General features: G+C 67.8%; 14 protein-coding genes. 11 read left to right on the forward strand and 3 right to left on the reverse strand.

The window, feature by feature from the left end; translation table 11 throughout:
- Nucleotides 1–24: 24 nt before the first annotated feature.
- The 8 genes from epmA (at nucleotide 25) to ACQKLX_RS15230 (ending at nucleotide 4,982) form a co-directional block, all read left to right on the forward strand.
- Nucleotides 25–1,089, forward strand: a complete 1,065-nt coding sequence (gene epmA / locus ACQKLX_RS15195; protein ID WP_427362402.1) for an EF-P lysine aminoacylase EpmA — start codon at nucleotides 25–27, stop codon at nucleotides 1,087–1,089.
- Nucleotides 1,086–2,150 carry a lysine-2,3-aminomutase-like protein gene (locus tag ACQKLX_RS15200; RefSeq protein ID WP_427362403.1) on the forward strand — a complete coding sequence of 355 codons (1,065 nt, stop codon included), beginning with the start codon at nucleotides 1,086–1,088 and terminating at the stop codon, nucleotides 2,148–2,150. Before epmA ends, ACQKLX_RS15200 begins: the two co-directional genes overlap by 4 nt.
- A gap of 66 nt (nucleotides 2,151–2,216) precedes the next feature.
- Nucleotides 2,217–2,462 (forward strand): type II toxin-antitoxin system Phd/YefM family antitoxin, encoded by a 246-nt coding sequence (locus tag ACQKLX_RS15205; protein WP_427362404.1) that lies wholly within the window; start codon nucleotides 2,217–2,219, stop codon nucleotides 2,460–2,462.
- Entirely contained in the window at nucleotides 2,459–2,845 is a 387-nt protein-coding gene (locus ACQKLX_RS15210) for a type II toxin-antitoxin system VapC family toxin (protein ID WP_427362405.1), read from the forward strand. The genes ACQKLX_RS15205 and ACQKLX_RS15210 overlap by 4 nt, the downstream gene beginning before the upstream one ends.
- 13 nt (nucleotides 2,846–2,858) lie before the next feature.
- Nucleotides 2,859–3,518: a DsbA family oxidoreductase gene (locus tag ACQKLX_RS15215; RefSeq protein ID WP_427362406.1), complete on the forward strand. Its 660-nt coding sequence runs from the start codon at nucleotides 2,859–2,861 to the stop codon at nucleotides 3,516–3,518.
- A 121-nt stretch (nucleotides 3,519–3,639) separates the two neighbouring features.
- Nucleotides 3,640–4,347 carry an orotidine-5'-phosphate decarboxylase gene (gene pyrF, locus ACQKLX_RS15220; protein WP_427362407.1) on the forward strand — a complete coding sequence of 236 codons (708 nt, stop codon included), beginning with the start codon at nucleotides 3,640–3,642 and terminating at the stop codon, nucleotides 4,345–4,347.
- 36 nt (nucleotides 4,348–4,383) lie between these two features.
- Nucleotides 4,384–4,671, forward strand: coding sequence for a DUF1330 domain-containing protein (locus ACQKLX_RS15225; RefSeq protein ID WP_427362408.1), 288 nt, complete (start codon nucleotides 4,384–4,386; stop codon nucleotides 4,669–4,671).
- A gap of 2 nt (nucleotides 4,672–4,673) precedes the next feature.
- The gene (locus ACQKLX_RS15230; RefSeq protein ID WP_427362409.1) at nucleotides 4,674–4,982 is read left to right on the forward strand and encodes a DUF1330 domain-containing protein; all 309 of its coding nucleotides are present in this window, start codon (nucleotides 4,674–4,676) and stop codon (nucleotides 4,980–4,982) included.
- A 12-nt stretch (nucleotides 4,983–4,994) separates the two neighbouring features.
- Here ACQKLX_RS15230 and ACQKLX_RS15235 read toward each other — a convergent pair whose 3' ends face one another.
- From ACQKLX_RS15235 to ACQKLX_RS15245, 3 genes are all read right to left on the reverse strand, one after another.
- Nucleotides 4,995–6,092, reverse strand: coding sequence for an NADH:flavin oxidoreductase/NADH oxidase (locus ACQKLX_RS15235; RefSeq protein WP_427362410.1), 1,098 nt, complete (start codon nucleotides 6,090–6,092; stop codon nucleotides 4,995–4,997).
- 20 nt (nucleotides 6,093–6,112) lie between these two features.
- Nucleotides 6,113–7,051 carry an AEC family transporter gene (locus ACQKLX_RS15240; protein ID WP_427362411.1) on the reverse strand — a complete coding sequence of 313 codons (939 nt, stop codon included), beginning with the start codon at nucleotides 7,049–7,051 and terminating at the stop codon, nucleotides 6,113–6,115.
- A 77-nt stretch (nucleotides 7,052–7,128) separates the two neighbouring features.
- Nucleotides 7,129–8,133 (reverse strand): DUF808 domain-containing protein, encoded by a 1,005-nt coding sequence (locus ACQKLX_RS15245; protein WP_427362412.1) that lies wholly within the window; start codon nucleotides 8,131–8,133, stop codon nucleotides 7,129–7,131.
- A 174-nt stretch (nucleotides 8,134–8,307) separates the two neighbouring features.
- Here ACQKLX_RS15245 and ACQKLX_RS15250 point away from each other — a divergent pair, with 174 nt between their 5' ends.
- Genes ACQKLX_RS15250 through ACQKLX_RS15260 form a run of 3 tightly spaced genes read left to right on the forward strand, consistent with a single transcriptional unit; the run spans nucleotide 8,308 to nucleotide 13,938 of the window.
- Nucleotides 8,308–9,126: an ImuA family protein gene (locus ACQKLX_RS15250; RefSeq protein ID WP_427362413.1), complete on the forward strand. Its 819-nt coding sequence runs from the start codon at nucleotides 8,308–8,310 to the stop codon at nucleotides 9,124–9,126.
- Nucleotides 9,044–10,579 carry a Y-family DNA polymerase gene (locus tag ACQKLX_RS15255; protein ID WP_427362414.1) on the forward strand — a complete coding sequence of 512 codons (1,536 nt, stop codon included), beginning with the start codon at nucleotides 9,044–9,046 and terminating at the stop codon, nucleotides 10,577–10,579. The genes ACQKLX_RS15250 and ACQKLX_RS15255 overlap by 83 nt, the downstream gene beginning before the upstream one ends.
- Nucleotides 10,576–13,938, forward strand: coding sequence for an error-prone DNA polymerase (locus ACQKLX_RS15260; protein ID WP_427362415.1), 3,363 nt, complete (start codon nucleotides 10,576–10,578; stop codon nucleotides 13,936–13,938). The genes ACQKLX_RS15255 and ACQKLX_RS15260 overlap by 4 nt, the downstream gene beginning before the upstream one ends.
- Nucleotides 13,939–13,994: the final 56 nt, after the last annotated feature.

The following is a 13,994-nucleotide window of genomic DNA, read 5'->3' on the forward strand; positions in this document are numbered from 1 at the left end:
CGGCTTTCGCTATAGAGAGATGTGATGAGCCAGACCCACCCGCCCTTCTGGCGGCCGGACATCCATGCCGACCGGCGCCCCATGCTTCTTGCCCGTAGTCGGATCAAGGCGGCGCTGCGGCGCTGGTTCGACGCCCGCGATTTCGTCGAGGTCGAGGCGGCGATCCTGCAGGTCTCGCCCGGCAACGAGACGCATCTGCACGGCTTTGCCACGACGCTGATCGACGACGCCGGCGCCGACCATCCCTATTACCTGCACACCTCGCCGGAATTCGCCGCCAAGAAGCTGCTGGCCGCCGGCGAGCCGCGCATCTTCGATTTCGCCCGCGTCTTCCGCAATCGCGAGCGCACGGCGCTGCACCATCCAGAGTTCACCATGCTGGAGTGGTATCGCGCCGGCGAGAACTATGAGGCGCTGATGCAGGACTGCGCGGCGCTGCTGGCCGAGGCGGCGCGGGCCGCCGGCACGACGCTCCTGCGCTGGCGCGGCAGCGAGGTCGATCCCTTCGCCGAGCCCGAGCGCGTGACCTTGCACGAGGCCTTCGCCCGCCATGCCGGCATCGACCTGCTGGCGACGATCGCTGACGATGGCGCGACTGATCGCGCGGCGCTGGCCGCGCAGGCGCAGGCCGCCGGTATCCGCCTCGCCGAGGACGACAGCTGGTCCGACATCTTCAGCCGCGTCCTCTCCGAGAGGGTCGAGCCACAGCTCGGCCGTGGCCGCGCCACCATCCTGTGCGAATACCCGATCTCGGAGGCGGCGCTGGCCCGGCCGAAGCCGGGCGATCCGCGCGTCGCCGAGCGCTTCGAGCTCTATGCCTGTGGCGTCGAGCTCGCCAATGCCTTCGGCGAATTGACCGACTCGGACGAGCAGCGTCGGCGTTTCGAGGCCGACATGGACGAGAAGCAGCGCATCTATGGCGAGCGCTATCCGATCGACGAGGATTTCCTGGCTGCGCTCGCGCTGATGCCGCAGGCTTCGGGCATCGCGCTCGGCTTCGACCGGCTCGTCATGCTCGCCACCGGCGCGCGCCGGATCGAGGATGTGCTCTGGACGCCGGTCGCGGAACCGGGCAGGGGAGGGCGATGACGATCCACCAGCCGCCAGGCCAGCCGCTCAGGACGCTCGACGCCCTCGTCGAGCGCGGCCTCGTTGCGCCCGAAAAGCGCGAGATGCTGGCGCAGGTGGCGAAGCGCTATGCCGTCTCGGTGACGCCGGCGATCGCGGCATTGATCGACCCCGCCGACGAAGCCGATCCGATCGCCCGCCAGTTCATTCCCGCTGCGGCCGAGCTGACCACGCTGCCGGAGGAACTCGCCGATCCGATCGGTGACGAGGCGCATTCGCCCGTCGAGGGCGTGGTCCACCGCTACCCGGACCGGGCCCTGCTCAAGCTGGTCCACGCCTGCCCGGTCTATTGCCGCTTCTGCTTCCGCCGCGAGATGGTCGGCCCCGGCGGCGATGCCCTGACCGGCGACAAGCTCGAGGCCGCGCTCGCCTATCTGACCTCCCGCCCGGAGATCTGGGAGGTGATCATGACCGGCGGCGATCCGCTGATCCTGTCCGCCCGTCGCGTGCGCGAGGTGGCGAAGCGCCTCGCCGCAATCCCGCATATCAAGGTGGCGCGCTGGCATACGCGCGTGCCGATGGTCCAGCCCGAGCGCATCACCGAGGACTATGTCCGGGCGCTGCGCATTCCCGGCAAGGCGAGCTACATCGCCGTCCACGCCAACCATCCGCGCGAGTTCACTGCGGAATCGAAGGCTGCTTTGGCGCGTCTTGTCGACGCCGGTCATGTCCTCGTTAGCCAGAGCGTGCTGCTCAGGGGTGTCAACGCCGATGTCGAGACGCTGTCGGCGCTGATGCGCGCCTTCGTCGAGAACCGGGTCAAGCCGTATTACCTGCACCATCCCGATCTCGCGCCGGGAACCTCGCATTTCCGGCTCTCGCTGGCCGAGGGGCAAGCCCTCGTCAAAAGCCTGCGCGGCAACCTTTCCGGCCTGTGCCAGCCGACCTATATCCTCGACATCCCTGGCGGAGCCGGCAAGATCCCGGTCGGACCCGCCTTCCTTTCGGGCTGCGAGACGCCCGGCGCGCAAGGCTTCGCGGAGGATCGCCATGGCGATCTCCACGCCTATCCGCCGATATAAACTGCGGTATCGATCCCAAAGGCTGGGTGCTAGACTAAGTCCGATGAACTAAGTTCGAGAGCGGACATGAAGACAGTGAACATCCACGAAGCCAAGACCAATCTCTCGCGCTTGGTCGAGCGGGTGTCGAAGGGCGAGAGCGTCGTTATTGCCAAGGCCGGAAAGCCGATGGTCAAGCTCGTGCCGCTCGATGAGGGGGAGCTCCGATTGGTTCGGCGCATAGGCTTCATGGATGGAGAGATCAGCGTGCCTGACGATTTCGACCGAATGGGAGCCGAGGAGATCGTCAGCCTGTTCGAAAGCCGTTCGTGAAGCTGCTGCTGGATACGCATTTGCTGTTATGGAGTGCGGGACAACCACACCGGTTGTCCGCGAAAGCTCTGCACCTGCTGCAGGATCCCGACAACGAACTGCTCTTCAGCGTCGTCAGCCTGTGGGAGATCGCGATCAAGAATGCCCTCGGAAGGGCGGATTTCTCTGTCAGTTTGCAGGTTCTGCGGCGTGGCCTGCTCGACAACGGTTATCGCGAGATGCCGGTGCTCGGGGAGCACGTTCTCGTATTGGATAGGCTGCCGAGCCATCACAAGGACCCGTTCGACCGGATGCTGGTCGCGCAGGCTCGGGCCGAAAGCCTGACCCTTTTGACTTCGGACGCGTTGCTCGCCCATTACGGCGACCCGGTCCAAACAGTTTGAGCGGAGATCATCAATGCAGGACAAGCTGCCGCTCGCGATCGTCTCTGACATCGCCTGCCCCTGGTGTTTCATCGGCAAGACCCGGCTCGAAACGGCACTCGCCAATCACAATCTCACCGAGCGTGTCGCCATCACCTGGCTGCCCTATGAGCTCAATCCGGAGATGCCGGCTGACGGCATGGACCGCACCGCCTATCTCGACGCCAAGTTCGGACCCGGCAAGCGCCGCGAGATCGAGTTGCGCCTGTCCGAGGCGGCGCTGGAGAGCGGAGTCACCTTCAACTGGGCGAAGGTGACGAAGAGCGTCAACACTCGCATGGCGCATATGCTCGTCGCCGCTGCCGCGACCGTGCAGCGCGGCGGCGAGATGACCGCGGCGCTGTTCAAGGCCTATTGGCAGGACGGGCGCGATATCGGCGATATCGAGACGCTGGTCGCGATCGCCGCCGAGCAGGGCTTCGACGAGCAGGCTGCGCGCGACGAGCTTGCCAACGACGAATTGCGCGAGACCGTGATCGGGCTCGAGGCGCACGCCCAGAAGGTCGGCGTCACCGGCGTGCCGTTCTTCATCGTCGACGGCAAGCTCGCGGTGTCAGGTGCGCAGCCGCCGGAGGTCTGGACGCAAGTGTTCGCGCAGGTGCTGGCGGCGAAGCCTCATGACGAGGATGAGTGAGGCGTTCCGCGGCGCGCCTTTGCACTCAGATCGAAAAGAAGATCTGTCTCAAAAATGAGATAATCCTTGCGCGCCAACTCGAATCGTGCCTTTCACCAAGGAGCAGGTGGAGGGCAGGGCGATGACGCAGAAGATCAATGATCTCCGGGACCGCATGATCGTTGCGCTCGACGTGCCGACGGTCTGGGACGCCTACCGCATCGTCTCGACGCTGGGCGACGGGGCGAGCTTCTACAAGATCGGCTACCGGCTTGCCTTCGCTGGGGGGCTCGATCTCGCCCGCCAGCTTGTGACCGAGGGCAAGAAGGTCTTCCTCGATCTCAAGCTGCACGACATCGGCAACACCGTCACCGAGGGCGTGGAGTCGCTGACCAAGCTCGGCGTCACCTTCCTGACCGTTCACGCCTATCCGCAGACCATGCGCGGCGCGGTTGAGGGGCGCGGCGAGGCGGCGCTGAAGCTGCTCGCCGTCACTGCCCTGACCTCCTATGACGATGGCGACCTGAAGGATGCCGGCTACGGGCTCGCGGTACGCGATCTCGTGCGCATGCGCGCCCAGCAAGCCCGCACCGCGGGGGTCGACGGCATCGTCTGCTCCGCAGCCGAGACCGAGATCGTCCGCGGCGTGATCGGGCCGGACATGGCGATCGTCACCCCCGGCATCCGCCCGGCCGGCAGCGCCGTCGGCGACCAGAAGCGTACGCTTACGCCGGCCGAGGCGATCCGCGCCGGCGCCGACCATCTCGTCGTCGGGCGTCCCATCATCCGCGCGGCAGACCCGCGTGCAGCGGCCGCCGCGGTCATGGACGAGATCGCGAGCGCCGCTTAGTCTGCCGCTCCTTTCCATCGGATACGGAAGCGGCAAATGCCCAAGGGATATGTGATCGGTCGCGCCAAGGTGACCAATGCGACGCTATGGGCGGTCTACGCCGCCAAGGCGTCCGAGGTGATCAAGCAATATGGCGGCACGCCCCTGGTGCGCGGCGGCCAGATGTCGGTCGGCGAGGGCGAAGGCCGGGCCCGCAACGTCGTCCTCGAATTCCCCGATTATGCAACAGCCAAGGCCTATCTGTTCTCGGCCGAGTATGGCGAGGCACGCAAGCTGCGCGAGGGCGCCGGCGAGATCGACCTGATCGCGGTCGAAGGAGCCTGAGCATGGCGAAAGGCTACTGGATCGCCCGGCTCGACGTGCAGAACGAGTCGGAATACGCCACCTATCGCTCGCTCAACGCCATCGCCTTCGCCAAATACGGCGCAAGGTTCGTCGTCCGGGGCGGCGAGTACAAGCTCGCTCGCGGCGAGGGCCGCAAGCACAATGTCGTCATCGAGTTCAAGGACATCGAGACGGCGCGCGCCTGCTACGACTCGCCGGAGTACCAGGCGGCGGTGCAGCACCTCGCCAAGGTCGGCCCGGTCGACCTCGTCATCATCGAGGGCTATGAGGGCGCGCAGCCGGGCGATTGAGCCTGCCTGCCCTCAGCTCTCGAACAGCGTCCGGAACCGGCTCGGCTGCGAGCGCAGATACTGTTTCGGCGCCTTGACGCTGGCGCCGAGATGGGCGGCGGCATGCCAGGGCCAGCGTGGCTCGTAGAGGATGCCGCGCGCCAGCGCGACCATGTCGGCATCGCCGCCCGCGACGACCGCCTCGGCATGCTCGTAATCGGTGATCAGGCCGACGGCGATGGTCGGCACGCCCGTCGCCGCCTTCACCGCCCGGGCCAGCGGCACCTGGTAGCCAGGCGACAGCGCAATCTTCTGCGCCGCCGAGACGCCGCCGCTGGAAACGTGGATGAAGCTGACGCCACGCGCCTTCAGCGCCTCGCAGAAGGCGACGGTCTGGCCGATGTCCCAGCCGCCCTCAACCCAGTCGGTCCCGGAGACGCGCACGCCGACCGGGATCGCGGCTGGAACCGCCTCGCGGACCGCATCGAAGACCTCCAGCGGAAAGCGCATGCGGTTCTCCAGCGAGCCGCCATAGGCATCGTCGCGCTGGTTCGCCAGCGGCGACAGGAACTGGTGCAGCAGATAGCCATGGGCGCAATGCAGCTCGATCGCCTGCAGGCCGAGCCGCGCCGCCCGGCGCGCCGTCGCGACGAAGGCCTCGCGGATTCGCTTCAACCCGGCTGAATCGATCGGCAGCGGCGGCCGGTCATTGGCCTGCATCGGTAAGGCTGAGGGAGCGAGCGGCTGCCAGCCGCGATCCTCGAGCGGACGCTGCCCGCCGCCGGTCCAGGGCGAGTACACCGAGGCCTTGCGGCCGGCATGGCCGAGCTGGATGCCAACAGGCATGTCGGAATGACGGCGGAGGGCGTCGAGCACACGCCCCAGCGCCGCTTCGTTGGCATCGCTCCACAGACCGAGATCGTCCGGGCTGATCCGCCCCTCCGGCTCGACCGCCGTCGCCTCGATGATCAGCAGCCCGGCACCCGACAAGGATAGGTTACCGAGATGGATCAGGTGCCAGTCGGTGGCTGAACCGTCCTCCGCCGAGTACTGGCACATCGGCGCGATCACGATGCGGTTGGACAGGTGCAGGCCGCCGAGATCGAAGGGCTGAAAGAGCTGGCTGGGCATGGATGTCTCCGGGCAGGCGATCAGGGCGAGATCAGCCAGATCGCGAGGGGGAAGGTGAGGGCGGCTGCGGCGGTCGAGATCACGATCGCGGCCGCGATCGGGCGGCTGCCGGTATCGAAGCGTTCGGAAATGACGAAAACATTGGCCGCGATCGGCAGCGCCGCATAGAGCACGCCGGCCTGGACCCAGAACGGATCGAGCTTCAGCACCAGCGCCAGCACCACCCAAGTCAGCAAGGGATGCAAGACGAGCTTGCCGACGACCAGCGGCAGCACGCCGCGCAGGGGCAATCTGCCCTGGCGGCTCCACTGGAAGGCGGCGATCCCCAGCGCGAAGACGCCGACTGGCGCCGCCGAGGCGCCGAGGAAGAGCAGGAAACGGTCGACCGGCTCCGGCAGCGCGATCCCGCTCAGCGACAGGGCGATGCCAGCCATGATCGAGAGCATGAACGGGTTGACGATCGTGCCGCGCACGAGCTTGAGCGCGATCGCCAATGGTGAGCCCTTGCCGCGTCCGGCCTCGATCAGCCCGATCGAGAGCGGCACGATCAGGGCGGTGTCGCAGATCAGGCCGATCGCGATCGGCGCCGCGGCGCTGTCGCCGAGGAAGGCGAGCATCAGCGGAATGCCGAGAAAGGCGAAATTGCCGCCGACCAGCGCTTGGCCCCGCGATACGGCATTCGGGAAGGGCAGGCCGAGCAGGCGTCGCTGCAGGGTGATGGCAAGCGCGAGCACCGCGACCCCGATCAGCGCCAGCGCGGCGAAGAAGATGCCGTTCCACAATTCCGCGATCGGCTGGCGCGACATCACCCGCAGCACCATCGCCGGCGTCGCCACCATGAAGGCGAAGGTGTTGAACACCCTGACCGCGTCGGCACTGAACAGCCCGCGCCAGGCCGTGAAGGCGCCGAGCGCGATCACAGCGAAGAAGGGCGTGCTGGTGGCAAGGAACTGCAGCATGGAGGCACCGCGGTCCGCGAGCCGGACCGGTTGCCAGCGCTAGCAGATTTCGGGCCGTCGTGCGGGTCCGTTGCTGCCTAGTGGGTCTGCTTTTCCGGCAGGGCTGTCGGCTTCACTCCGCCGCCGCGCCGCGCCTTCAGGATCGGCTCGACGATGAAATGCATGCCGATGAGGCAAAGCCCGCCGACGATGAGCCCGAACACCGCGGAGGCAGCCGCTGTCGTCAGCCATTCCAGCACGCCCGTGAGCGGCGGCCAGACCTTTCCGACCATGACGGCGACATCGTGAATGGCATGCTCGATCCCGGCGAGCCCATAGCCGGCGAGGCCGTGGATGATGATGCCGCCGCCGACCCAGAGCATCGCCGCGGTGCCGACCGCGCTCAGCAGCTTGAGGAAGGGCGGCATGCCGGAGACGAGCCCGCGGCCGAGGAGCCGGACCGGCAGGATGCCGCTGCGCGACAGGGCGACGCCGGCATCGTCAGCCTTCACGATCAGGGCGACGACGCCATAGACCAGCACGGTCATGCCGAGGCCGACCACGGCCAGTACCAGCGCTTGCATCCAGAAGGAGGAGGTGGTGACGCCGGAGAGCGTGATCGCCATGATCTCGGCCGAGAGGATGAAGTCGGTCTTGATCGCACCGGCGATCTTCTGGTTCTCAAGCTCCTTGGAGTCGAGGATGTTGGTGCCGCCCTCGCCGGCGGCCTCGTCGTGATGCGCATGCGGCACGACGAGCTCGTAGACCTTCTCGAAGCCCTCGAAGCAGAGATAGGCGCCGCCCGCCATCAGCAGCGGCGTGATCGCCCAGGGCGCGACCAGGCTGAGCACCAGCGCCGCCGGCAGCAGGAAAAGCAGCTTGTTCTTCAGCGAGCCGAGCGCGATCTTGCCGATGATCGGCAGCTCGCGTTCCGCCGCGAAGCCGACGGCATAGCGCGGCGTCACCGCCGCGTCGTCGATGACGATGCCGGCCGCCTTGGCGCCGGCCTTGGTCGCCTGCGCCGCGGCGTCGTCTAGTGCGGCCGCAGCGACCTTGGCCAGGGCTGCGACGTCGTCGAGGAGGGCGAACAGTCCCGAACTCATGGCGGTCTCCAGGCGAGGCCGCAAGCTGGGCGGCGCGGGGCTGATAAGCGATCCGGTTTGCCCTGATATGACAGCAGTGAGGCGCCCGCAGGCAAGCGGGAGCGTGTGTGGGCTTGACTCCGGAGTGTTTTGGAGTCGCTTTATATCTGGAACAAAAAGTGAACATATACTCCGATGGCAGACGCTTCCACCCGTTCTCTGGCTGCCTTGCGGCAGAGCCTCGCTCTGGCGGGGCTGTCGCGCGAGCTTTCGCCGGTGGAGCGCGTCGCTTTGGGGACGCCCTCGCTCGACGAGCCGCTGGGCGGCGGCATCGCGCGCTCCGCCCTGCATGAGGTCTACGCCTCGGCCGGAGCCGATCTCCCGGCCGCGACGGGCTTCGCCGCGGCCTTGGCCCTGCGTGCCGCCGGCTCGCGGCCGGTGCTCTGGGTCCGGCAGGATTTCCTCGATGCCGAGGCCGGGCGCCTGCATCCGCCGGGCCTGGCCGAGCTCGGGCTCGATCCCGCGCAGATCCTCTTGGTCAGGGTCAGGGACGGCGAGGGCGCGCTGCGGGCCGGGGCGGAAGCGGCGCGCTGCGCCGCGCTCGGGGCGACGCTGATCGAGCCCTGGGGCGCGCCGCGCCAGTTCGACCTGACTGCTAGCCGCCGCCTGGCCCTGGCGGCGGAGACCTCCGGCGTCCTGACCTTATTGTTGCGGGTAGCCGCGCAGCCGGAGCCCAGCGCCGCCAGCACGCGTTGGCAGGTGCGCGCTTTGCCGTCGCGGGCGCGGGAGGCGGAGGCGCCGGGCGATCCCGCCTTCGGATTACGGCTGCTGCGCCATCGCGGCGGCCTTGGTGAGCGTGAGTGGCGTGTGGAGTGGAACCGTGACGAACGATGTTTCCGGGACCGGATCGGGGGGAAGGGAGGCAGAAAGGATGCAGCGCCGCTATCTCGCCCTCTGGTTTCCGTATTTGGCGAGCGAGCGCCTGTGCCGGCGGGGCTCCGCCGGGCCGGATGAGCGCCCGCTCGTCCTGGTCGAGCAGGATCGCGGCGCGCTGCGCCTCGCCGACTGCGACAAGCGCGCCGTCGCGCTCGGCCTGACCCGCGGCCTGACCCTGGCCGATGCTCGCGCCCGCATACCGGAATTGACGGTGGTCGAGGCCGATCCGGCCGCCGACCAGCGCCTGATCGAATGGCTCGCCGCGCTCTGTGACCGCTTCACCCCGCTCGTCGCGCTCGATCCGCCGCATGGGCTGGTGCTCGACATCACCGGTTGCGCCCATCTCTTCGGTGGTGAGGCGGCGCTGCGCCAGCGCGTCGGCCGCAGCATGGATTGGCTCGGGCTCACCGTCTTCGCCAGCATAGCCGGTACGCCGCATGCGGCCCGCGCCCTTTCTCGCTTCGGCCGCTGCGCCATCTCGTTACCGGGCGAGGATGAAGAGCGGACGCTGCCGCTGCAGGTCGCAGCGTTGGAGGCTTCGTCCGAAACGGTTATCGCCCTGTCGCGCGCCGGGCTGAAGACGCTGGGCGATCTCGCCGGGCGGCCCTCGCACACGCTTGCCGCCCGCTTCGGCGAGGCGCTGGTCACGAAGCTGCGCCGCATCCTTGGCCAAGAGGATGCCCGGATCACGCCCTTGCGGCCGCCGCCTGATTGCGTGGTCGAGCGGCATTTCCCCGATCCGCTACAGGATACCGACGGGCTGGAGGCGATCGTCGCCCGCCTGCTCGGCGAGGCCGGGCGCCTGCTCGAGGCCCGCGGCGATGGCGGGCGCGCTTTCGAGGTCAGCTTTTTCCGCAGCGATGGCGCGGTGCGAAGGCTTCAGCTGGAGACCGGCCGGCCCTCGCGCGATGCCGCCGCGATCCTGCGGCTCTATCGCGAGCGCATCGACAGCCTGGCCGATCCGCTCGACCCCGGCTTCGGCTATGATGCGATCAGGCTTGCCGTGCCGGTCTGCGAGCCGCTCGGCACGCCGCAGGCGAGCCTCGACGGGCGCGCCGTCGAGGAGGAAGCCGTAGCTGATCTGGTCGACCGGCTGGTCGCTCGCTTCGGCCGCGAGCGCGTCTTGCGCTTTGTTGCGCAGGACAGTCATCAGCCTGAGCGCGAGGCAGCGCTTGTCCCGGCAGCTGCCAAGTCGGATGAGGCGCTACCCTGGCCCGTTACCCAGCCGGACGAGCCGCCAGCTCGTCCGCTCCAGCTCTTCGAGCCGCCACAGCCGGTCGAGACCCTGGCCGAGGTGCCGGACGGTCCGCCTCTGCGCTTCCGCTGGCGGCGCGTGCTGCACGAGATCGCCCGCGCCGAGGGGCCGGAGCGGATCGCGCCGGACTGGTGGCGCGATGGACCGGGCGAATACGCGCGCGACTATTACCGCGTCGAGGATGCGCAAGGCCGTCGCTTCTGGCTCTTCCGCGCTGGCCTCTATGGCCGCGAGACGACCGCGCCGCGCTGGTATCTGCACGGGCTGTTCGCATGACCTCCTATGCCGAACCCGTCGCCGCGACGAACTTCTCCTTCCTGCGCGGTGCCTCGCCCGGGCCGAACCTGGTGATGACCGCGCTGCTGCTCGGCCAGGCCGGCCTCGGCATCGCCGACCGCAACACCGTCGCCGGCGTGGTGAGGGCCTGGAGCGCGCTGCGCGACCTGCGCGAGGATGGCGTGCTGGCTCCCGAGAAGATCCGCGAGGGCGGCAGCCCCGGCGAATATATCTGGGTCGAGAACCCTGCCTTCGCCGACCTACCCTTCACCTTGCCCCAGCTCCAGGTGATGGCGAAGCGCTTCAAACTCGCTACCGGCAGCCGCCTCGTCTTCGCCGACGGCACACCCGACATCGTCGCCTATCCTGCCAACCGCGCCGGCTGGGGCCGGCTCTGCCGCCTGTTGACGACAGGCAATCTGCGCGGCGCCAAGGGCGAGTGCATCCTCACCCTCGACGACCTGCTGAACGATGCCCGCGACCTCCTGCTGATCGTCATGCCGGAGCGCCGGCTCGACGGCCTCTCCGAGACCCTCACCCGGCTCGATGCCGCCGCGCCCGGTGCGGTCTGGCTCGCCGCGATCATGTCGCGCCGCGGCGACGATCGCCGCCGCCTCGCCCGGCTGAAAAGCATTGCGGCGCCGACCCGCACCCCGCTGATCGCCACCAATGACGTGCTCTATGACGCTCCGGAGCAGCGCGACCTGCAGGACCTGCTGACCTGCATCCGCGAGGGCACGACGATCGACAAGGCCGGCCGCCTGCTCGAAGCCAATGCCGAGCGCCATCTCAAGCCGCCTCAGGAGATGGCCCGCCTCTTCAAGGAGGCGCCGGAGGCGATCGAAGAGACGCAGCATCTCTTCGGCCGCATCGCATTCGATCTCAAGGAACTGAAATACGAGTATCCGGACGAGCCGGTCCCGCCCGGCTGGACGCCGCAAGGCTGGTTGGAGGAACTGGTGCGCCGGCGCCTGCCGATGCGTTATCCTGACGGCATCCCGCAGAAGGTTCAGAAACAGGTCGATGACGAACTCGTCCTGATCGGCAAGCTCGAATACGCCCGCTATTTCCTGACCATTCGCCAGATCGTCGAATTCGCCGAAGGCCGCGGCATCCTCTGCCAGGGACGCGGTTCGGCCGCCAACTCAGCCGTCTGCTATGCGCTCGGCATTACCGCGGTCGATCCGGACGAGCACACCCTGCTCTTCGCCCGCTTCATCTCGGAAGAGCGGCGCGAACCGCCCGATATCGATGTCGATTTCGAGCATGAGCGGCGCGAGGAGGTGATCCAGTGGATCTATTGGAAATATGGTCGCCATCGCGCCGGCATCGCCGCGACCGTGATCCATTACCGGCCGCGCAGCGCCATTCGCGAGGCCGGCAAGGCGCTGGGGCTGACCGAGGATGTCACCGCTCGCCTCGCCTCGACGCAATGGGGTAGCTGGGGCTCGGATATTACCCGCAACCAGATTCGCCAGGCCGGGCTCGATCCCGACAATCCGGTGATCGCGCAGGCCGTGCGGTTCGCCGTGCGCCTGCTCGGCTTCCCGCGTCATCTTTCGCAGCATGTCGGCGGCTTCGTGTTGATGCGCGGGCGCCTCGACGAGACCGTGCCGATCGGCAATGCCGCGATGGCGGACCGCACCTTCATCGAATGGGACCGTGACGACATCGACGCGTTGCGGCTGATGAAGGTCGATGTGCTCGCTCTGGGCATGCTGACCTGCATCCGCAAGGCGTTCGACCTGCTGCGTGATAAGGAAGGCATCGACTTAGGACTCGCCGATGTCCCGCATGGGGATCCCGATACCTACGCCATGCTCCAGCGAGGCGAGTCTCTCGGCGTCTTCCAGGTCGAAAGCCGGGCACAGATCAACATGCTGCCGCGCCTGAAGCCGAAGGAGTTCTACGACCTCGTCATCCAGGTCGCGATCGTCCGGCCCGGGCCGATCCAGGGCAATATGGTGCATCCCTATCTGAAGCGGCGTTCCGGGATCGAGGAGGTCAGCTATCCCTCGCCGGCACCGGAGCATGGAGACAAGGACGAACTCTATCATGTCCTGAAACGCACCCTCGGCGTGCCGCTCTTCCAGGAGCAGGCCATGCAGCTCGCCATGACGGCGGCTGAATTCACCGATCCCGAGGCCAATGGCCTGCGCCGCGCCATGGCGACCTTCCGCAATGTCGGCACTATCGGCCAATACGAGGCGATGATGGTCGAGCGCATGGTCGAGCGCGGCTATGAGCGCGATTTCGCCCAGCGCTGCTTCGAGCAGATCAAGGGCTTCGGCAGCTATGGCTTCCCCGAGAGCCATGCCGCTTCCTTCGCCAAGCTGGTCTATGTCTCCTCCTGGCTGAAATGCCATCATCCGGCGATCTTCGCTGCGGCGCTGCTGAACTCGCAGCCCATGGGCTTCTACGCCCCGGCCCAGATCGTCCGGGAGGCGCAGGAGAATGGCGGCGTCGAGCCGCGCCCGATCGACGTCAATTCCAGCGCCTGGGACAATCTGCTGGAGTCGGGAGGGCCGGGCTGGAAAAGCCCCTGGGCCCTGCGCCTCGGCCTGCGCCAGCTCGACGGCTTCAAGGAGGACTGGGCGGAGCGTCTCGTCGAGGCCCGGGCCGAGCCCTATCGCGATGTCGAGGAACTCGCCCGCCGTGCCCGCCTGCCGGCCCGCGCCATGCGTCTGCTCGCCGATGCCGACGCCTTCCGCTCGCTCGGGCTCGACCGGCGCGAGGCGCTCTGGGCGGTGCGCCGCCTGCCGGATGACGAGGCGCTGCCGCTGTTCGAGGCGGCGCAGGCGCGCGAGCTCGGCGCGGAACGGGCGATGGCGCTGCCGGCGATGCCGCTCGCCGAGCATGTCGTCGCCGACTACCAGACGGCGCGGCTCTCGCTGAAGGGCCATCCGATGGGCCTGCTGCGACCCCGTTTCGCCGGCGAGCGCGTCGTCAGCTGCGAACAGATTTCAGCGACGCGTGACGGCAGCTGGGCCAGCGTTGCCGGGGTCGTGCTGGTGCGCCAGCGTCCCGGCAAGGGCAATGCCATCTTCATCACGCTGGAGGACGAGACCGGCATCACCAATGTCGTGCTCTGGGCCCGCGATTTCGAGCGCTTCCGCCGAGAGGTCATGGCGGCGCGGCTGCTCCTGGTCGAGGGCCGGGTGCAGAAGAGCCCGGAGGGTGTCGTCCACCTGATGGCAAAGCGCGTCGTCGACCGCTCGATCGAACTGCTCAGCCTCTCCGACACGCACCAGGCCGAGATCGTGCTGACCCGCGCCGACGAGTTCCAGCATCCGCAGATCCCGCGGGCGCGCCATCCTCGCAATGTCCGGATCCTGCCGAAATCGCGCGATTTCCATTGATGCCAGCTGCCCATTCTATCCAGGCATTGGCGTGACTAGATTATCGGTCTCGTTTT

The organism is Allobosea sp. NPDC003192 (genome assembly GCF_050275675.1).
Taxonomy (GTDB): Bacteria; Pseudomonadota; Alphaproteobacteria; order Rhizobiales; family Beijerinckiaceae; genus Allobosea.